Annotated in this window: 20 protein-coding genes and 1 pseudogene; 14 read left to right on the plus strand and 7 right to left on the minus strand. The window is 32.6% G+C overall.

Going from position 1 to position 19,815, the window contains the following annotated elements:
- Positions 1 to 81: 81 nt before the first annotated feature.
- The gene (locus Q0912_RS15455; RefSeq protein ID WP_299116755.1) at positions 82 to 1,707 is read left to right on the plus strand and encodes an ABC-F family ATP-binding cassette domain-containing protein; all 1,626 of its coding nucleotides are present in this window, start codon (positions 82 to 84) and stop codon (positions 1,705 to 1,707) included.
- 271 nt (positions 1,708 to 1,978) lie between these two features.
- On the opposite strand, the gene Q0912_RS15460 is transcribed toward Q0912_RS15455, so the two are convergent.
- Positions 1,979 to 2,215: a DUF2007 domain-containing protein gene (locus Q0912_RS15460; protein WP_299116757.1), complete on the minus strand. Its 237-nt coding sequence runs from the start codon at positions 2,213 to 2,215 to the stop codon at positions 1,979 to 1,981.
- 217 nt (positions 2,216 to 2,432) lie between these two features.
- Here Q0912_RS15460 and katG point away from each other — a divergent pair, with 217 nt between their 5' ends.
- On the plus strand, positions 2,433 to 4,631 hold the full coding sequence (gene katG, locus Q0912_RS15465; protein WP_299116759.1) for a catalase/peroxidase HPI: 2,199 nt from the start codon (positions 2,433 to 2,435) through the stop codon (positions 4,629 to 4,631).
- A 76-nt stretch (positions 4,632 to 4,707) separates the two neighbouring features.
- Positions 4,708 to 5,178, plus strand: coding sequence for an ankyrin repeat domain-containing protein (locus Q0912_RS15470; RefSeq protein WP_299116761.1), 471 nt, complete (start codon positions 4,708 to 4,710; stop codon positions 5,176 to 5,178).
- Between the two features lie 61 nt (positions 5,179 to 5,239).
- On the opposite strand, the gene Q0912_RS15475 is transcribed toward Q0912_RS15470, so the two are convergent.
- Entirely contained in the window at positions 5,240 to 5,878 is a 639-nt protein-coding gene (locus Q0912_RS15475; protein WP_299116763.1) for a peroxiredoxin, read from the minus strand.
- A 103-nt stretch (positions 5,879 to 5,981) separates the two neighbouring features.
- Complete coding sequence (locus tag Q0912_RS15480) at positions 5,982 to 7,649, minus strand: Na+/H+ antiporter NhaC family protein (RefSeq protein WP_299116765.1); 1,668 nt, start codon at positions 7,647 to 7,649, stop codon at positions 5,982 to 5,984.
- An 84-nt stretch (positions 7,650 to 7,733) separates the two neighbouring features.
- On the opposite strand from Q0912_RS15480, the gene Q0912_RS15485 reads away from it, so the two are divergent.
- Positions 7,734 to 8,756 carry a metal-dependent hydrolase gene (locus Q0912_RS15485; protein ID WP_299116767.1) on the plus strand — a complete coding sequence of 341 codons (1,023 nt, stop codon included), beginning with the start codon at positions 7,734 to 7,736 and terminating at the stop codon, positions 8,754 to 8,756.
- 44 nt (positions 8,757 to 8,800) lie between these two features.
- Here Q0912_RS15485 and Q0912_RS15490 read toward each other — a convergent pair whose 3' ends face one another.
- Positions 8,801 to 10,015: an aminotransferase class I/II-fold pyridoxal phosphate-dependent enzyme gene (locus Q0912_RS15490; protein WP_299116769.1), complete on the minus strand. Its 1,215-nt coding sequence runs from the start codon at positions 10,013 to 10,015 to the stop codon at positions 8,801 to 8,803.
- Between the two features lie 163 nt (positions 10,016 to 10,178).
- Between Q0912_RS15490 and Q0912_RS15495 the strand changes: the two genes are divergently transcribed.
- The 7 genes from Q0912_RS15495 to Q0912_RS15525 all read left to right on the plus strand — a co-directional run bounded on the left by Q0912_RS15495 (position 10,179) and on the right by Q0912_RS15525 (position 15,927).
- Positions 10,179 to 10,634 carry an Lrp/AsnC family transcriptional regulator gene (locus Q0912_RS15495; RefSeq protein WP_299116771.1) on the plus strand — a complete coding sequence of 152 codons (456 nt, stop codon included), beginning with the start codon at positions 10,179 to 10,181 and terminating at the stop codon, positions 10,632 to 10,634.
- Between the two features lie 3 nt (positions 10,635 to 10,637).
- On the plus strand, positions 10,638 to 11,264 hold the full coding sequence (locus Q0912_RS15500) for a CPBP family intramembrane glutamic endopeptidase (protein ID WP_299116773.1): 627 nt from the start codon (positions 10,638 to 10,640) through the stop codon (positions 11,262 to 11,264).
- A gap of 95 nt (positions 11,265 to 11,359) precedes the next feature.
- Positions 11,360 to 11,905: a hypothetical protein gene (locus Q0912_RS15505; RefSeq protein ID WP_299116775.1), complete on the plus strand. Its 546-nt coding sequence runs from the start codon at positions 11,360 to 11,362 to the stop codon at positions 11,903 to 11,905.
- A 7-nt stretch (positions 11,906 to 11,912) separates the two neighbouring features.
- Positions 11,913 to 12,767 carry a hypothetical protein gene (locus tag Q0912_RS15510; protein ID WP_299116777.1) on the plus strand — a complete coding sequence of 285 codons (855 nt, stop codon included), beginning with the start codon at positions 11,913 to 11,915 and terminating at the stop codon, positions 12,765 to 12,767.
- Between the two features lie 85 nt (positions 12,768 to 12,852).
- On the plus strand, positions 12,853 to 13,410 hold the full coding sequence (locus Q0912_RS15515; protein WP_299116779.1) for a porin family protein: 558 nt from the start codon (positions 12,853 to 12,855) through the stop codon (positions 13,408 to 13,410).
- Between the two features lie 8 nt (positions 13,411 to 13,418).
- Entirely contained in the window at positions 13,419 to 14,819 is a 1,401-nt protein-coding gene (gene lpdA, locus Q0912_RS15520) for a dihydrolipoyl dehydrogenase (RefSeq protein ID WP_299116781.1), read from the plus strand.
- 106 nt (positions 14,820 to 14,925) lie between these two features.
- Positions 14,926 to 15,927 (plus strand): T9SS type A sorting domain-containing protein, encoded by a 1,002-nt coding sequence (locus Q0912_RS15525; protein WP_299116783.1) that lies wholly within the window; start codon positions 14,926 to 14,928, stop codon positions 15,925 to 15,927.
- A gap of 51 nt (positions 15,928 to 15,978) precedes the next feature.
- Here Q0912_RS15525 and Q0912_RS15530 read toward each other — a convergent pair whose 3' ends face one another.
- From Q0912_RS15530 to Q0912_RS15540, 3 genes are all read right to left on the minus strand, one after another.
- Positions 15,979 to 16,569, minus strand: a complete 591-nt coding sequence (locus tag Q0912_RS15530) for a hypothetical protein (RefSeq protein WP_299116785.1) — start codon at positions 16,567 to 16,569, stop codon at positions 15,979 to 15,981.
- A 69-nt stretch (positions 16,570 to 16,638) separates the two neighbouring features.
- Entirely contained in the window at positions 16,639 to 17,370 is a 732-nt protein-coding gene (locus Q0912_RS15535) for a LytTR family DNA-binding domain-containing protein (protein WP_299116787.1), read from the minus strand.
- The gene (locus Q0912_RS15540; RefSeq protein WP_299116789.1) at positions 17,363 to 18,391 is read right to left on the minus strand and encodes a histidine kinase; all 1,029 of its coding nucleotides are present in this window, start codon (positions 18,389 to 18,391) and stop codon (positions 17,363 to 17,365) included. Before Q0912_RS15540 ends, Q0912_RS15535 begins: the two co-directional genes overlap by 8 nt.
- A 308-nt stretch (positions 18,392 to 18,699) precedes the next feature.
- On the opposite strand from Q0912_RS15540, the gene Q0912_RS15545 reads away from it, so the two are divergent.
- The 3 genes and pseudogenes from Q0912_RS15545 to Q0912_RS15550 all read left to right on the plus strand — a co-directional run bounded on the left by Q0912_RS15545 (position 18,700) and on the right by Q0912_RS15550 (position 19,792).
- Complete coding sequence (locus Q0912_RS15545) at positions 18,700 to 19,098, plus strand: MotA/TolQ/ExbB proton channel family protein (protein WP_299116791.1); 399 nt, start codon at positions 18,700 to 18,702, stop codon at positions 19,096 to 19,098.
- Positions 19,099 to 19,174: 76 nt separating this feature from the next.
- A pseudogene (locus Q0912_RS17505) lies at positions 19,175 to 19,300 on the plus strand (hypothetical protein); the annotation flags it as partial.
- Between the two features lie 87 nt (positions 19,301 to 19,387).
- Positions 19,388 to 19,792: a DUF2721 domain-containing protein gene (locus Q0912_RS15550; RefSeq protein WP_299116793.1), complete on the plus strand. Its 405-nt coding sequence runs from the start codon at positions 19,388 to 19,390 to the stop codon at positions 19,790 to 19,792.
- Positions 19,793 to 19,815: the final 23 nt, after the last annotated feature.

Genomic DNA, 19,815 nt, shown 5'->3' on the forward strand with positions numbered 1-19,815 from the left:
AAGTTAAATCTTGTTATACGGTCTATTTATTTCGTCTAATGGCTATAATTTTCTACTTTTGCACTCTCAAAAAATAAACATATGTTATCAGTTTCAAACCTTTCTGTTCAATTTGGAAAACGCATCCTTTTCGATGAAGTCAATACGAGCTTTAATACAGGTAATTGCTATGGAATTATTGGCGCTAATGGTGCAGGTAAATCTACATTTTTAAAGATTCTTGCAGGTAAGATGGATCCAACATCTGGACATGTACATTTAGAATCAGGAAAGCGCATGTCTGTTTTAGAGCAAAATCACAACAAGCATGATGAGGATACGGTTTTAGAAACCGTTTTAAAAGGTAACAAACCTTTATATAAGTTGAAATCTGAAATTGATGCTTTATATGCAGATTACACTGATGAAAATGCCGAGAAGATTGGTGAGCTACAAGTTGAGTTTGAAGAAATGAACGGCTGGAATGCCGATTCTGATGCAGCAGCTATGCTATCAAATTTAGGTATTAAAGAAGATTTTCATTATTCATTAATGGCAGATTTAGATGGTAAGCAAAAAGTGCGAGTATTATTAGCACAAGCCTTATTTGGAAATCCTGATGTGTTAATCATGGATGAGCCTACCAACGATTTAGATTACGAAACCATCTCATGGTTAGAGAATTTCTTGGCAAATTATGATAACTGTGTTATAGTGGTGTCTCACGATAGACACTTCTTAGATGCGGTTTGTACCCATATTTCTGATATTGACTTTGGAAAGATAAATCACTATTCTGGTAACTACACCTTTTGGTATGAGTCTTCGCAATTAGCGGCTAAGCAACGTGCACAACAAAACAAGAAGGCTGAAGAAAAGAAAAAAGAACTAGAGGAATTTATTCGTCGTTTTTCTGCTAACGTAGCTAAATCTAAACAGGCAACGAGTAGGAAAAAGATGATTGACAAACTGAATATCTCGGATATAAAGCCAAGTAGTCGTCGTTATCCAGCTATTATATTTGAACGTGAGCGCGAAGCCGGAGACCAAATTTTAAATATCGAAGGTTTATCAGCGAATTTAGATGGCGAAACCCTTTTTAAAAATATTGATATCAATTTGACGAAAGGAGATAAGGTTGTTGTGTATTCTAAGGATTCTAGAGCAACTACAGCATTTTATCAGATTATTAATGGTAAAGAAAAAGCAGATTCTGGTAAATATGCCTGGGGAGTAACAACAAATCAATCTTATTTGCCATTAGATAATAGTGAATACTTTAATAACAAACTAACGCTTGTAGATTGGTTGCGTCAATGGGCAACTACAGAAGAAGAGCGTGAAGAGGTCTATATTAGAGGGTTTCTTGGTAAAATGATTTTTAGTGGAGAGGAAGCTTTAAAAACAGCCGATGTCTTATCTGGTGGAGAGAAAGTACGTTGCATGCTTAGTCGAATGATGATGATCAGAGCTAATGTCTTAATGGTAGATGAACCAACAAACCACTTAGATTTAGAAAGTATTACAGCATTTAATAATGCACTAAAAAACTTTAAAGGCACAGTACTTTTAACAACACATGATCATGAGTTTGCTCAAACGGTTGGTACCAGAATTATTGAGTTAACACCAAATGGTGTTATCGATCGTTACATGACGTTTGATGAATATATGAGTGATAAAAAGATTAAGGAGCAGCGTGAGAAGATGTATGTTGTGACGGTTTAGATAAATTGTTGTTCTTTGGCTGCTAAGCATTCAAAATCTGGGAAAGTAATTAATAGGTCTCCATTTTTGTTTTTCAATTATATAGATATCATTCTCATTTCTCATTAGAAATACTTCCTAATTAGGGTTTCTTAAAGAGAGTTTATCAACCAATTCAGAAATGAAATTTCTTATTTCTGGAAAGGATTCGTTATACCTTCTTCGTACATGCTTTTACTCCCTAAATATATATTAAGGAAGTGTTTTACATCTAGCATATTATTTACATATATTAAGCCTCCATCTCAGCTTTAACTTGTTCAACAATAGTAATTGCTTTATCTAATTCGTCATTGTGTACAAACACTTCCTGAAAGCCTTGATTCATGCTGCCATAACCAGCCAGGCGTTGCGACTCTCCTTCATCTTTAATAATGGGAATGATACCAATACGTTCGAGTTCTTCTTTTACTCGTGTTACTAAAATAAAATTGCCGTTATAAATTTTTGTATATTCTGAAGTGCTCATATTTATAGGTATTAAATTATAACTATAAGTTACAAAATTTTGCTCAGATTTCCTAGTGTAAAACTAAATACATTATTAAGAAACCCTATTTAAATGACTAATAGTATAAGTTTTAACTATTAAAATATAATTTAAAAAGATATAGTGTCTTTAATCAAAGCACTTTATTTTATAATTTTATGCAAAGAAAAATATTAAATCTAAAAAACTAATTATAATGAATCATAACAATGGAGGCGATGCAAGTCAATGCCCATTTCTAAGTGCAGATCAAAAGAAAACAGCTGGTCGAGGTACCAGCAATAGAGATTGGTGGCCTAACGAATTAAAATTAAATATTTTAAGACAACATGCTACAAAAAATAACCCTATGGGTGAGGCTTTTAATTATGCAGAAGCTTTTAATAGTATTAACTATGAAGCGTTAAAAAAGGATGTGATTAATTTAATGACTGATTCTCAAGATTGGTGGCCTGCAGATTATGGTCATTATGGGGGATTTATGATTCGTATGGCATGGCATAGTGCTGGTACATACAGAGTTGGTGACGGACGCGGAGGAGCTGGTACTGGGACACATCGTTTTGCTCCGTTAAACAGTTGGCCAGATAATGGTAATTTAGATAAAGCAAGACTTTTGTTGTGGCCAGTAAAAAAGAAGTATGGGAATAAAATTTCTTGGGCAGATTTAATGATACTTGCAGGTAACTGTGCTTTAGAATCTATGGGCTTTAAAACCTTTGGTTTTGCTGGCGGACGTGAAGATGTCTGGGAACCAGAGCAAGATATTTACTGGGGAAGCGAAACAGGTTGGTTAGATAATGATGAGCGTTATGACACCTCTGATGGAGATCTGGAAGGGCATTTAGGTGCCGTTCATATGGGATTAATTTATGTAAATCCAGAAGGACCAAACGGAGAGCCTGATCCATTAAAGTCTGCACACGATATTAAGACTACATTTGGACGTATGGCAATGAACGATGAAGAAACTGTGGCTTTAGTTGCTGGCGGACATACATTCGGTAAAGCACATGGTGCTGCTGACCCAGATAAATATGTTGGTGTTGAACCACATGGAGCTTCTATTGAAGAAATGAGTACAGGTTGGAAGAATACTTATAAGTCTGGTGTTTTACAGGATGCTATTACTAGTGGAATCGAAGGTCCTTGGACACCAAATCCTATTCAATGGGATGCCGACTATTTTGATGTCTTATTAAATTATGATTGGGAATTGACTAAAAGTCCTGCTGGTGCGCATCAATGGACACCAACAGCAGCTTCTAATGCACGTATGGCACCAACAGCTGATGGTAGCGGTAAGCAAGCTTTAATGATGACTACGGCAGATATGGCTCTAAAAATGGATCCGACTTATAGAGAGATTTCTGAACGTTTTCATAAAGATCACAAAGCATTTGAAGATGCATTTGCGCGTGCATGGTACAAATTAACACATAGAGATATGGGGCCAATTGATCGTTACCTAGGGCCTGAAGTACCAAGTGAAGAATTGATTTGGCAAGACCCAATCCCGAAGGTAGATTACACATTGAGTGATTCAGATATAGAGTCTTTAAAGAAAATGGTTTTAGCTTCTGGTTTATCAGTTTCAGAATTAGTTAAGACAGCTTGGGCTTCGGCTTCAACATTTAGAGGTTCTGATATGCGAGGTGGTGCTAATGGTGGTCGTTTAAGATTAGAGCCACAGCGTAGCTGGGAATCTAACAATCCTGAAGAATTAAACAAAGTCCTGAATGTTCTTGAAGGCATTCAAAATGAATTTAGCGGCACAATTTCTATAGCAGACTTAATAGTATTAGCAGGTAATGCTGGTGTCGAAGAAGCTGCTAGAAATGCAGGACATAATATAAACGTACCATACACACAAGGTAGAGGTGATGCATCACAAGAACAAACGGATTTAGAATCATTTGGTTACTTAGAGCCATTAGCTGACGGATTCAGAAACTATATGAACTCTAAATTAAATGTTGCTGCTGAAGACTTATTAGTGGATAAAGCAAATTTATTAACGCTATCTATTCCAGAAATGACTGCTTTAGTAGGAGGTTTACGTGTGTTAGGAGCTAACTATGATAACTCTAATTATGGTGTGTTTACAGATAATGTAGGTAATCTAACAAATGATTTCTTTACTAATATTTTAGATTTCACATATACTTGGAGTGCAACTTCAGATGACGATACTATTTTTGAAGGTCGTGAGAGAAAAACAGGCGAAGTTAAATTCACAGGAACTCGTGCAGATTTAATCTTTGGTTCTAATACAGAGTTAAGAGCTGTTTGTGAAGTTTATGGAGCCAATGATGGGGAAGCGAGATTTATAAATGATTTCGTTGTTGCATGGGCTAAAGTAATGAACTTAGATCGTTTTGATTTAAGAAAATAATAATTGGTTAATAGCAAACCAGCACAATAAGGAATGTACTAATGTTTGTACATTCCTTTTTTAATACAAAGGGACAATGAACGCACAAGAATTATTTTTTAGAACCATTCAATCTGGAAACATTGAAAACCTAGAATTGCAATTACAGCATAATCCGCATTTGGTAAATAGTGAGGATGCCAGAGGGTTTACACCTTTAATTTTTGCAACGTATTTTGATAAAGAAGTGATTGCTCAACTTTTAATAGTACATAAAGCAAATATTGATGCTCGAGATGCTTCGGGTAACACAGCTTTGATAGGTGTCTCTTTTAAAGGAAATATTAGATTAGCACATCTTTTGATTAAAAATGGTGCTGATATCAATGCTCAAAATAGTAAAGGCACTACAGCGCTAATATTTGCTTCACAGTATAATCAGGAAACCGTGGTAGAGCTATTATTAAAACATAATGCAGATAAGACCATAAAAGATAATGATGGTAAGACCGCATTAGATTATGCCAATGAGAAAAACTTCAAGAATCTTGAAAAGATTCTAAAATAAAAGTAATGAATAAAAAAGCCACTTCAGTCGAAGTGACTTTTTTATTTATAAATCAATTAGGTTAATTTACATGTTTCTCTAAGAACTCAGCAACACCTTCATGTGTGGCTTGCATTCCTATTTTACCTTTATTCCAGTTTGCTGGGCATACTTCTCCATTTTCTTCTACAAATTGTAAAGCATCTACCATTCGTAAGGCCTCATCTACATTTCTACCTAATGGTAAATCATTGACGATTTGGTGTCTAACAATTCCTTCTTTATCAATTAAGAATAAACCTCTGTAAGCAATAAGTTCTCCATCAGCTTGTAGCATATCATTTTCATCATAGAAATAATCACCAGCTAAAACATCGTAGTTTTTAGAAATAGTCTTATTGGTATCTGCAACAAGAGGGTATGTAATACCTTTAATACCACCTTTGTTCTTTTCCAATTGTAGCCAACCAAAATGTGATTGTTCAGTATCTGTTGATACAGCAATAACTTCAGTGTTTCTAGATTTAAATGCTTCTAATTTTTCTTGAAATGCGTGCAGCTCGGTTGGGCAAACAAATGTAAAATCTTTTGGATAAAAGAATAAGACAACATGTTTTTTGCCAATAAATTGATCTAACGAGAAATTCTCAACAAATTCGTATCCATTTACTACTGCTTGTGCATTAAATTGAGGTGCTTTTTTTCCTACTAATACAGCCATTTTTATATTGTTTTTTTAGTTAAAATTTAAAATCGGCTGCAAAGATACGTATACACTTAACATTTAACAATGATAAATGTTTTTAAAAAGTATTAAGTTTTGATTAAGCTAGCTTTCCAGAAAGATGTCTGATTTTAATTCTGAATGCTGCAAAAAGCAGGGTTGTAAATGGACTAAGCCAGTTAAATATCGCATAGAAAAAATATTCACCAACGCCAACACCTAATACACCACTTTGATAGGCACCACATGTATTCCATGGAATAAGTACAGAAGTTACTGTTCCTGAATCTTCAAGAGTACGGCTTAAATTTTCTGGAGCAAGACCTTTATCTTCATACGCTTGCTTAAACATTTTTCCAGGTATAACTAGTGCTAAATATTGATCTGAAGCAATAACGTTTAAACCTAAACAACTTACAACTGTACTGGCAAATAATCCAAATACTGAAGAAGCTATAGATAATAGCGCTTTAGTTATTCTGGCTAAAGCACCAATACCATCCATAATACCACCAAATACCATAGCACAAACAATTAGGAATATAGTCCAAAGCATGCCTTTCATTCCTCCAGCACTAAATAGTTTTTTGAGCCTTTTGATAGTAATAAGTTTTTCTAGGTTTTCAGCTTTATTTTCAATAATAGTTGAGTTTTTATAATCTGCTGAAAAATATTCCTTTAAAGATTGAGTTGTGAAAACACCTTTTAAATCGTCATCAGAAAATAAGTTTTTTAGCTTATTATCGTCATTAATTTTTGCAATATCTTCTTCAGAAAAAACAGCTAAATATTCTGCATCCTGAATCTCAATGCTTGTGTCTGTAAAAATAGAATTCACAACAGTTGTAGAAGTGGAATCGGTTATTTTGTTAATAAGATTTGGCTGAAAAACAAAAGCAAAAACAATAGCCAAAACTACACCTGAGCCCAATGCAACTAAGGGTTTAGTTTTTAAAAGGATTAAGCCAACTACTGCAATTGGAACTAAAAATAACCAAGGTGTAATATTAAAGTATTTGTCAATAGTTGTTAATATAAATTCTGTATCTGAACTTCCTGATGGATCAATAGAAACACTAATGATTCCAAATACAATTAAAGTAACTATTATAGTAGGTACTGTAGTAAAAGCCATGTATTTTATATGTGTAAACAAATCTGTACCTGCCATAGCTGGTGCTAAGTTCGTTGTATCACTCAGGGGAGACATTTTATCTCCAAAATAGGCGCCAGAAATTACAGCACCAGCAATCATTCCGGGATTTATACCTAAAGCAGTACCGATACCAACTAAGGCTATACCTACCGTAGCTGAGGTAGTCCAAGAACTTCCAGTGGCAATAGATATTACGGCAGCAATAATAACCGAAGCTGGTAAGAATATTTCTGGACTTAATACTTGTAGCCCATAATATACCATTGCTGGAATAACACCACTTATCAACCATGTGCCTGCTAAGGCACCTACTAAAAACAAAATCATAATTGGGATAAATACACTTCTTAAGTTTTCCCAAACTTCTTGTATCATAATAAGCGGAGATACTTTGTTTAGCATACCTCCAATAAAGGCTACAAAGCCACCAATTAATAATATATATTGATTAGAATAGCCTCCAAACATCTCCCCATTTGCAAAAAAGATGTTGTAAGCTAATAAACCCATTAGTATGACGACAGGTACAAGCGCTTCAAAAATATTAAGCTCTTTATTGTCGATAATTTTTTGATCATCTACTTTGATTTCAGATAAGTCGTCGTCTTGCATTTTAGTTTAGTTTAGTTCCGTAATGTTACGATTTTGTTAAGCCATTTGCAAATGGATTAAATGTGTACTTTTACATTTAATTATATGGATTCAATAACTCAAATCGTTTTAGGCGCAGCTTGTGGAGAAGCTGTACTTGGCAGAAAAATAGGTAATAAGGCACTTCTTTTTGGAGCTATTGGAGGAACTATACCAGATTTAGATGTTTTTATAGGTTCTCTTTTGTATGGTAATGAGATTGATGCAATGCTGTTTCACAGAGGCTTTATGCATTCAATTTTGTTTTCGGTTTTAGGAGCTTTTTTATTGGGTTGGTTGGTACATAAACTCTATGATTCTGGTAAGCGATTGCATACCACAACCCAAGGTGATTGGATACAGCTTTTCTTTTGGGCGCTATTTACGCACCCCATTTTAGATTGTTTTACACCTTACGGTACGCAACTCTTTTCTCCGTTTTCTAATTATAGAGTTGCTTTTAATAATATTGCCGTTGCCGATCCTTTGTACACGGTTCCGTTTTTGATTTGTATTATCGTTTTAATGTTCTTTAAAAGACAAAATAATAAGAGACGTTTGTGGTTAAAGTTTGGTGTTGGTATAAGTTCATTCTACATGCTATTTACAATTTTCAATAAGTTGTATATAGATAACGTATTTAAATCCTCACTTAAAGACAATGCGATAACTTATGATAGATATAGTGCGCAACCAGCAATTTTAAATAATATACTTTGGTATGGTATTGCTGAGACAAAGAGCAATTACTACGTTGGCTTTTATTCCTTATTTGATACGTCTAACCGTTTTTCGGATTGGCAAACTATTCCGAAGGAACGGGTATTAAAAGCTACAGATTATAATGATATAAAAGATTTAGCCTGGTTTAGCGATGATTATTATAATGTCGAATCTTTAGAGAATGGAAATTACCTTTATAAGGATTTGCGTTACCCATTGATAGAGACAAGAAAGGGCTTTAAAGCTATATTTAACTTAATGTTGTTTAAGGACAAGGAGCGTTTAAATATACTTCCCTTTGAACCAGAGACGGGCGATTTTAAATTTGCTATGTCTGCGCTATGGAAAAGACTAAAAGGAAAATAAAATAGCCTGATGATACATCAGGCTATTATAACTATTTTTTACGATTAAACGAGTTCTGGTTTAAGAACTCCAATTTCTAACATACAAGCTTTCATCATTTTGTACGTACGTTCAATATCTGCATCTAGGCCTATAGAAAAACGTATTAAACCATCACTAAGACCCATGGCTTCTTGCTCGTCTTCAGGAATTTCGGAAGACGTAGAACTTCCTGGTGCACTAAATAAAGTTTTGTAAAAGCCTAAACTTACTGCGAGATAACCTAGGTTACGTTCTTGCATTAATTCCATAAGAGCATTGGCTTTATCTAAAGAACCCACATCTATAGTAAGCATGCCTCCAAAACCATATTTTTCATTCATCATGGATTTAAATAATTGATGAGAAGGGTGTGAGGCCAAGCCAGGGTAAACAGTTTTTAAGCCATCATTTTCAAATTTCTGAGCTAAATATGTAGCATTATAACTATGTTGTTGCATCCTAATATGAAGCGTTCTTAGGTTCTTCAGTACTGAAGCTGAACGTAGACTGTCCATAGTAGAACCTAGTAACATAGCTGCACCATCATTAACATTTCTAAGTTGGTCAATTAATTCTTGAGTGCCACAAATAACACCACCAACCGTATCTGAAGAACCATTTATAAACTTAGTAAGGCTATGAATAACAACATCAGCGCCCAGTTTTACTGGAGAAATTGATAACGGCGAAAATGTATTATCAACAACGAGTTTTAAATTATGCTTTTTTGCTAGTTGAGCTAAACCTTTTATATCAGCAACTTCGAGTAATGGATTACTGACCGATTCGCAGTAAAGTACTTTTGTTTTTGGTGTAATAGCTGCTTCTACTACTTTTAGTTTAGTAATGTCAACAAATGTAGTATTGATTCCTAGACGTGGAGCAAAATTCTTTAGAAAAGCATAGGTGCCACCATAAATTGTTCTACTACTCACAATATGTTCGCCAGTATCACATAATTGTAATAGTACAGGTGTTATAGCTCCCATACCTGATGCAGTAACTGTTGCTGTTTCTGTACCCTCCATGGCTGCTAGAGCTTCACCTAGATATAGGTTTGAAGGTGAAGAATGACGAGAATATAAATAGCATCCATCTGCATTGCCTTCAAAGGTATCAAACATCGTTTTTGCCGAAAGGAATGTATAGGTTGATGAATCTGAAATTGAAGGATTGACTCCACCAAATTCTCCGAAATATTGTAAATCTTGAATGTGATTTGCAGGTTTAAATTTCATGATATATATAATTAATTAGTCATTACAAAATTGCATTATTTTAGATTAAAATTCAATATAAGTGTAATAATTTAGAAAAATAAACTTTTATAATGTATAACTTTAGATATATAATCTGTATTTTTATTCGTGATTACGTTTAATCTGAAAAAAGTTAACCAAGATGCTCGATGAAATAGATAAACATTTACTGAAATTACTTCAAAATGATAGCAAACAGACTAACAAAGCTTTGTCTTATGCTTTAGGCTTATCTGTTACAGCTGTATACGAACGCATAAAAAAGCTGGAAAATAATGGCATTATTAAACAGTATGTTGCATTAATTGATAAGAAAAAAGTTGATAAAGCATTTATAGCATTTTGCCATGTAAAATTAGTTCAGCATTCTCAAGATTATGTCATTAAGTTTGAGAGAGAAGTGCGTAAATTAGATGAGGTGCTAGAATGTTATCATATTAGTGGTGATTACGATTATCTCATTAAAGTTTTGGTTGAAGATATGGAAGAATTTAGAGAGTTTATGGTTAAAAAATTGACCAGAATTGATCATATTGGTAGTACACATAGTATGTTTGTAATTAATGAAGTACAACATACAACAGCAATTACTATTTAGTTTATGAAAAGTATTAGGTACAGGCTTGTAGAGTTTTTTATAATTTTTATTTTAATTCCCGTAAGTTTTGCTTTAGAGTTTCCTATTTGGATTAAAATGTTGATCGCACTTATAGGATTTGCCTATGTAGTTTATATACTCTTAAAAATAGAAAACAATAAGTTTAAAATCAGTCAGCAGCTCAATTGGAAACAATTTTGGGGACACACAATGTTAAAATTACTTGTTATCGCTACACTTACCAGTGCATATATGTATATGGTAGATAGTGACAATCTATTTATAGTGTTAAGAAACAAGCCAATATTATGGGTAATGATTTTATTTATTTATTCACTTTTTTCAGTATACCCTCAAGAGCTCATTTATAGAACATTTTTTTTTCAACGCTATGAGTCTTTATTTAGAAGCGATATGCTCTTTATGATTACCAATGCAGCACTTTTTTCTCTGGCTCATATATTCTTTAAAAATACTTTGGTAATGGTGTTAACTTTTATTGGAGGTATTTTGTTTGCGCTCACTTTCAAGAAGACAAAATCCACACTTTTGGTTTCTATTGAACACGCTGTTTATGGTTGTTGGTTATTTACCGTTGGAATGGGTGAGATGTTAGGCTTCCCTTCGTAGTAAAATTTTAAGATCATGTTAATTCTATGCTAATTCTTTAATTAGTACAATTATATATTTATAAATTGAAGCATACTACACAACAATCAATCGTTATGAAGCTTCCAATTTTTGCATTTATTTTTTTATTCGCATCTTATTCTATTATAGCCCAAGAAAAAGATTCTGTAGAGTTAAAACATAAAACCTTATTCAAAAAAATCACCTCCCATGGAGGTACTTGGGTTGGAGAAAACCCAAAATATGATGCTTCAAAACCTGATGATTTTAAGGTGTTTGTATTGAAGATAAAGCTTAGTGATCCCTTAAAGATTGAAGCCGATATCTTAGGAGTTAATACCAAGAACGATACAATTCCGTTTTGGCAATTCTCAGAATTTTATGCTCCTGATAAAAAGAAAAATATATTTTATCAACGCTCAATGGATGGTTTGTATTATGCTTATGGTGAGCCTACAATGACAGAAACAGAGCGCTATTGTGAAATGGCTTTTTATTACTCTGGCGGCGAATACCTAAAACATAAGGATACCCATATTTTATTGGATGAAAACACTATGAAATCTATAAGTTATGATTACGATCCGAAGTCACAAACCTGGATTAATGAATCGATATTAATATGGAAACTTAAAAAATAATTAGATTATGGAAACATCAAATTTAATATCAAGAAGAGCTGTAATTAAAAGTTCAATTTTTGGTGCCTTAGCGGTTTCTATTCCAAGTATTTCTTATGCTAAGAATATTATGGATCTTAAATTTCAAGATAATAAATGGCCATTAAGATATCCATCAATCGATGATGCTATTGTTAGTGAAGTGGTAGGTAAATCTCATTTTAATTTTGATAGGGTAAAGGAACTAGTAGATAAAAGGCCAGAACTTTCGAGAGCAAGTTGGGATTGGGGCTTTGGTGATTGGGAGTCTGCGATAGGTGCAGCTTCTCATGTTGGTAGAAGAGATATCGTTGAATATCTTATGAAAAAAGGTGCTAGAGCAACTATGTTTACTTATGCGATGCTTGGTGGATATAATACCGTAAAAGCTATGATTGATTTAACTCCTGGGATTCAGAAACTTCAAGGTCCACATGGTATTAGTTTGCTTAGTCATGCCAAAGCTGGTTTGCGTATGAAAGATAAAATGACAAACCAACAGATTTCAAATTCAGAGAGGCTTATAGACTATCTCAAAGAACTTGGTGATGCCGACGGTGAAGTTTATGAAAAATTTGATGAAAGTAAAATGCCAAAATATGTAGGAGATTATCGTTATGGTGAAGGTGAGAATGATGGGTTTTCCGTAAAAATTAATATGCGAAAAATGCTATCTTTAGGTAAATTGGGTAAATTTGGTGGTGGCTTACACTATATAGGTGATAATAAGTTTTTGTATAATGGAGTTAGCTCAGTTTACATTTCATTTCAGGTTAATGATGATGTGGTTAAATCTTTAACCATACACGAACCAGATTTAACCTTGGTAGCAAAGAAAGTTTAGGCTTTTTTTATGGATAAATTCTGCTTTTCTTTTTCATTGTGCTCCCATAAAACATTCGTATTTTTGCAATTCATTTAGAGTTGCTATGAGAATAGTCATTATTCTTTTTGTATTATTCAGCTTTAGCCTTAATGCTCAGCGTAATCCAATAGGCATTAAAGTTGGTAGCAATCTATCTAATATAGTAGGTGATAATACTCAGGATGTATCCTTTTCGGTTAGGCCACATTTTGGGTTATATATGGAAATTTTAATAGATGATTTTGGAGCTTTTCAACCAGAATTAGTATATACAAGTTACGGATATACATTAGATGCTGAAGGCAAAGACCCTAATATTGGGCTAAATTATTTGGCATTAACGGTCTTATCTAAAATGTTTTTGTTTAAAAACTTTAGTATAGATGTTGGTCCACAAGTTGGAATATTGCTTTCGGCTAAAGATAAAGAAGATGTTATATCTAATGTAGAGTCTGATTTTTACAATAGAGATTTTGGTGTTAATACAGGTATAAGCTACCATATCTCTAAAAAAATAATAGCTTCATTTAGATATTATATAGGTTTAACAGATGTTACCGTTGTAAAAACTAAAAATTTTAATAGATCATTTCAAATAGCGTTTCAATATAAAATAAATTAAAATACAATATGAAATCATACGATGTAGCAGTAATAGGTTCTGGTCCTGGAGGATATGTAGCAGCAATACGCTGTGCACAATTGGGCATGACTACTGCAATTATAGAAAAATATTCTACACTTGGAGGTACTTGTTTAAATGTAGGCTGTATACCAAGTAAAGCATTATTAAGTTCTTCGCATCATTACGAGGAGGCCACAAAACATTTTGAAGATCATGGTATTGAGATTCCTGGTGAAATAAAGGTAAATCTCGAAAAAATGATTGCACGCAAGCAAGCTGTTGTTGATCAAACTACAGGAGGTATCGATTTTTTAATGAAAAAAAATAAAATTGATGTTTATGAAGGTTTGGGGTCATTTAAGGATGCTACGCATATTAAAATAGATGGTAAAGACGCAGGCGAAATTGAGGCGAAAAATATTATTATAGCTACTGGTTCTAAACCCTCAAATTTACCATTCATAGAATTAGATAAAGAACGTATAATAACTTCTACAGAAGCTTTAAAGCTCAAAGAGGTACCAAAACATCTTATGATTATAGGAGGAGGAGTTATAGGCTTAGAGCTTGGGCAGGTTTATCGTCGATTAGGTGCTGAAGTGACCGTAATTGAATACATGGATAGAATCTTACCAACGATGGATGCAGGTTTATCTAAAGAGTTGAACAAGGTCTTTAAGAAAGCAAAATGCAAAATGATGATGTCTCATAAAGTGCAGTCTGTTAAGCGTAAAGGTGATGAGGTAATTGTAAAGGCTGAAAACAAAAAAGGAGAAGTTGTAGAGTTTAAAGGTGATTATTGTTTAGTTTCTGTTGGTCGTCGCCCATACACAGATGGTTTAAATGCTGAAGCAGCTGGAGTAAAAATTAATGACAGAGGACAGGTTGAAGTAAATGAACACTTGCAAACATCTGCATCTAATATCTATGCTATAGGAGATGTTATAAGAGGTGCTATGTTGGCACATAAGGCTGAAGAAGAAGGTGTATTTGTAGCAGAAACGCTTGCAGGGCAAAAACCACATATTGATTATAACTTAATTCCGGGTGTAGTTTACACTTGGCCTGAAGTAGCTGCTGTAGGTAAAACTGAAGAAGAATTAAAAGCTGATAATATAGAGTATAAAGTAGGTCAGTTTCCATTTAGGGCTTTAGGTAGAGCCAGAGCTAGTGGAGATATTGATGGTTTTGTGAAAATATTAGCCGATAAAACAACAGACGAAGTTTTAGGAGTTCATATGATTGGAGCGCGCTGTGCTGATCTAATTGCAGAAGCAGTAACAGCAATGGAGTTTAGAGCTTCTGCTGAAGATATTTCAAGATACTCACATGCACATCCTACATTTGCCGAAGCTGTTAAGGAAGCTGCTTTAGCTGCTACTGATAATAGACCTTTGCATGTATAGTAATTACTTAAAATAGACTATTCATATAGAAGCGGACTTCATAAGTTTACTTTTTTTATTTATATTTATTAGGAGTCCGAAATAATTAAATTTTAATATTTATTCTATGAAAGGTATTTTATTAACAGTTTTTTTATGTTTTAATTCAATTTTATTATGTCAAACAACAGCCATACCTGACTCTAATTTTGAACAAGCTCTTATAGATTTAGGGATAGATTCTAACGGACTCAATGGAAATATTCTTAACTCAGACGCTCAGGCTGTAACCGTATTAGATTTAGAAGGAAGCTGTAATTGTGATGGAATTGATAATATGACTGGAATAGAAGCTTTTATTAACCTTACTAGTTTAACTGCAGGGTTAAACTCTTTTTCTAATATAGACCTAAGCTCAAATATATTATTGGAATACGTAAGTATTGCATTTGGAAGTTTGACATCTATTAATTTAAGTCAAAATACCAATTTAATAGAATTACGATTAAGTTATAATGCTCTTCAAGATCTTGATTTATCAAATGTTACATCTCTAGAAATTTTTGGCGGATTTTCATGTGGAGTTTCTGCGATTGATTTTTCACAAAACTTAGCTTTAGAAAAACTCTATTTTAGTGAAAATGATATAACAGAATTAGATTTAACTCAAAACATCAACTTAACTGATGTTTATCTAAATGATTGTTCCCTTGAGAGTTTAGATGTTCGAAATGGGACTAATACAAATATTACTAACTTTAGAGTTCTTAACAACCCCAATTTAACCTGTATTCAAGTAGATGATGCCGTATATAGTTCTACGAACTGGACTAATATTGATTCACAAACAAGTTTTAGTGAAGATTGCGATAATTTAAGTATCAATGAATATAAGGAATCTTTCGCAAAAATATTTCCAAATCCAGCAAATGATAAAGTATATATAAATATCAAAAATAATTCAAATTATATATTAATGGATATCCAAGGAAAATACATAAACAAAGGGCAATTATACACAGGTACTAATAATCTTAAGATTGCCAATTTAGTAGAAGGGATTTACTTTTTGAAAATATCCTCGGGTAATATCAGTACTACTAAAAAAATAATTAAGAAAGTAAATTAGTTCATTTCTAGACTAAATAATAATACATCGATATTATTTTCGAGAGATTGTTTAAAGCTCTTGCATTAAATCCTCAATCCGCAAACGACGGGAATAGTCATTTTCATTGACGTCTCTAACAAAACAATAAGCACTAATCTCTTCGTTCTTTACTTTTTCTGAGAGCTCTTCAACTGTATTTGGTCCAAATTCTTCAGATTCTGAGATGTAATAGAATTCGTGATCATATATAATATTACTAACTTTTTTCCTGTATTTTTCTTTTAAGAAGGACTTTATGTCTTCAACAGAGTTAAGCTCATCCTCATAATTTGTAGTATTAATATAAAGCGCAAATTCTTGCTTGTCTTGGTGGTTTAATACTAAGATATCATCATCTTTAAAATACGCTTTTACTGTTATAATACCATCTTCGGTTTCAATGGTAAATATATTTTGAATATTCAGCGTCCAAGATGTTTTAATAGAGGCATCTTTTCGTTCAATTTCCAGAATATTATCTTTCCGAAACGTATAAACGGCTTTCTTTTTTGAAATGCCATTTACTAAAACCCATTGCTGATTGATAAAATGAGAATCATGATGACGCTCATAATCAAAAGGTTTTAAATTAGGAATGGTGTTGTGTAGATAATCGTTCATTAAGCGGTTAAATAATTATAGTCAGAGACTATGATAACGTTAGATTTGGGCTTTTAATATCTACTAAAGTTAAAATTTTTCGAGATGTTTCAAAACTTCTTTCTTATAACTTCGACTAATGGGTAAAGCTTTTCGATTAACTGTAATATCCTCATTTGTAAAGGATTGAATTTTCGATAAACGGATAATATAAGAACGGTGAATTCTTAAAAACTCATCATTAGGAAGTTTTGCTCCAATAGCACTTATAGTTTCGCGAGTTACAATCGTATTTCTTGTACTTAGCGTGGTTGATGTGTCGGTGTAAATTTTTATATAATCGCTATGGCTTTCAATATATAGTATGCTGCTAAAATCTATCTTTAGCATTCTTCGATTAGAACGTACAAATATAAAGTCATTAGAATCTCTAATTTCGGTTACTGTATTTTTTGAAGCAGTATTTACTTCAAAATAACGATTTATCGCTTTCAACAAACGTTCAAAAGCAATAGGTTTTAATAGATAATCTATAGCTTGTAAATCAAAACCTTCAACAGCATAATCTCTGTAAGCAGTCGTAAAAATGATTTTTATGTTTTTGTTTATGGATTTCGCAAACGCTATACCAGATATCTCTGGCATGTTAATATCTAAAAATACTAAATCGACTTTGTTATTGTTAATAAAATTAAAGGCTTCAATAGCATTTTTGCATTGAGAAATAACGTCTATATTATCTATTCTAGATATATGTGTGGCAATGATATCTCTGGCTATAGCTTCGTCATCAACAATTATGCAAGATACTGGTTTAGTCATTAGCTATGTTAGATTTAGTATTGATCCGTAATACAGCTGTAAATTCTGATTCACGATTAGCGATTTGTAAATTGTATTGATCTGGGTAAAGTAACTCTAAGCGTTTTTTAATGTTATCTAAGCCAAGGCCTTCATTAGAGCTAGAGCTTTCTGTACTACTATTTTTTATACTGAATACTACAAAGTTTGATTGTGCTTCTATAGTAATAGTAATATTTAGTATTCCATCAATAATGACGCCATGCTTAAAACTATTTTCAACAAAAGGTATAAAGAGCATGGGCGCGATTTCTAGATCATCAACATTTAAGCTTTTTTTTATGTTGACTTTTAGGGTATCATTAAAACGCATTTGCTCTAGACTTACATAATCTTCTATATGATTAATTTCTTGTTGTAAACTTACAAGGGGTTTATCAACCTGATACAATAGGTAGTCTAAGAGGTTAGAAAGCTTTAGTATCATTTCTGGTGTTTCTTCGGCCTTTTTTAAAGCATAGCCATACATAGTGTTTAGTGTATTAAACAAAAAATGTGGATGAATCTGCATCTTTAAATATTTTAGCTCTTGTTCTTTTAATTTGAGTTGTGCCTCTAAGATTTTAGCTTTAAGTGTTTTAGTTTTATTAGACGCTATAATATTTAATTTCATGAGCTTAAAACCACTTACAATGAAAGTCACAAGGTATATTCCTGTCATTACAAAAAGAATGTTTCTTGTAATAGGGTTCATATTGCTGTATTCGAAATTTGATATATAAATGAGGCTAAAAAATATAGATACCATTACTAAGTAAGCAGAAATGATGAGCGTATATATACTATAAAGCACAAAATGATAATAACGTTTTGTAATCAGATAATCAGGGATTAACTTGTAAATAGAGACATAGGTTAAGGCAATGGTAATAGGCATTAAAAAGAGTGAATAGATTAAGGTATTGTTAAAGTTACTGCTGCCTACACCAAAAAAATAAGTGAAAAATAAGAGGACAACACACCAAAACAGAATGTGAAGCATTCCTTGCCCTGTTTTTTTTAGTATAAATTTCCTGGTTAACATTCATTAAACTTAGCAATACAATAATACTATATTTTTAAATCGAATCGTCAGTTTGTAGATGAACGACGGAATTAGCTATGGATTTAACATTTGGTTATATCAAGAACTAAAAAGGTCATCTGTCGCAAAACTTAATTTAGTATCAAAGTTGTTAATAGATTTGATCCTGTAATCAAAAAACAACAGTAGATAATAGTATTTATATAAAGCCTATTTCTCATCAATTAAAACTCATGATTAAAAAACTATAACTAAATTTATAAACTATGAATTCACTAATTATTACAAATCAATTTGCTGATCGTTTTTCAGAGGGAGGTCCCTTTTTTATGACATTAATACTATTATGTTTATTATTATCAATAGTATTATTGATAATAGGTTTCCTAAATATAAAGAAGAGCCCACAGAAATCTCAAAAAATGCTAAGACTTGTTGTTGATGCCAGTTTGCTAGGATTGGTAATAGGGTTTTTAGCATCAGTAATTGGTTTAATTACTGCTTTTGATTCTGTAGAAGCTATGGGAGACCCAAATCCTGCTATATTCGCAGGTGGATTAAAAGTATCTTTATTAACTGCAACATTTGGTTTGTTCTCGTTTGTAATAGCAAGGTTTGGTATTCTCATTTTAAGATGGGTTATAAATTCTGAAAATAGAAAATAACCTCGTTCTAGCTTTAGTCTCTAATCTATAGTTTAAGATGTAAAACTTCAATCAAGTCAAAAATGCGAATGCATATAATTCTATGGCAGATTTTTATTTAAATATTAAGGATAAAGAACAAGCCATGATCTATCTAAAAAAAGCCTATGAAATAAGCAGTAATGCCAAATATTTAGACAGGATAAGGAATCTTAAAAACTAGAAATTCCATTTTAAAAAAGCGAACTTATAAAGTTCGCTTTTTTTATGCAGAAGCGTTTTATTCAGTAGTTTTGCTAAAAGCTTTATTATGGAAGAACTTACGCTTACGACTCCTGCACTTTTATTCTCGGCAATATCTCTAATAATGTTAGCTTATACCAATCGATTTCTGGCTTATGCAGCAGTAATAAGAAACTTAAGTGATAAGTATCTAGAGAAGAAGGAAGACTCATTAATACGGCAAATTGATAACCTCAAGCTAAGACTTAATTTAACACGCTGGATGCAAATTTTTGGAATTTCTAGTCTTTTGTTATGTGTACTTACCATGTTTTTAATTTATATAGATCAACATATGTTAGCTGTTTGGGTTTTTGGTGTCGCCTTAATATTACTTATCTTATCATTAGCTTTTTTAATAAGGGAAATTCAAATTTCAACAAGAGCATTAGCACACCATTTAAGTGACATGGAGGCAGATTTAAAAAAGTAAGATTTTTTTAAAAAATATGTGAC

This window comes from uncultured Winogradskyella sp. (genome assembly GCF_947498345.1).
Taxonomy (GTDB): Bacteria; Bacteroidota; Bacteroidia; order Flavobacteriales; family Flavobacteriaceae; genus Winogradskyella.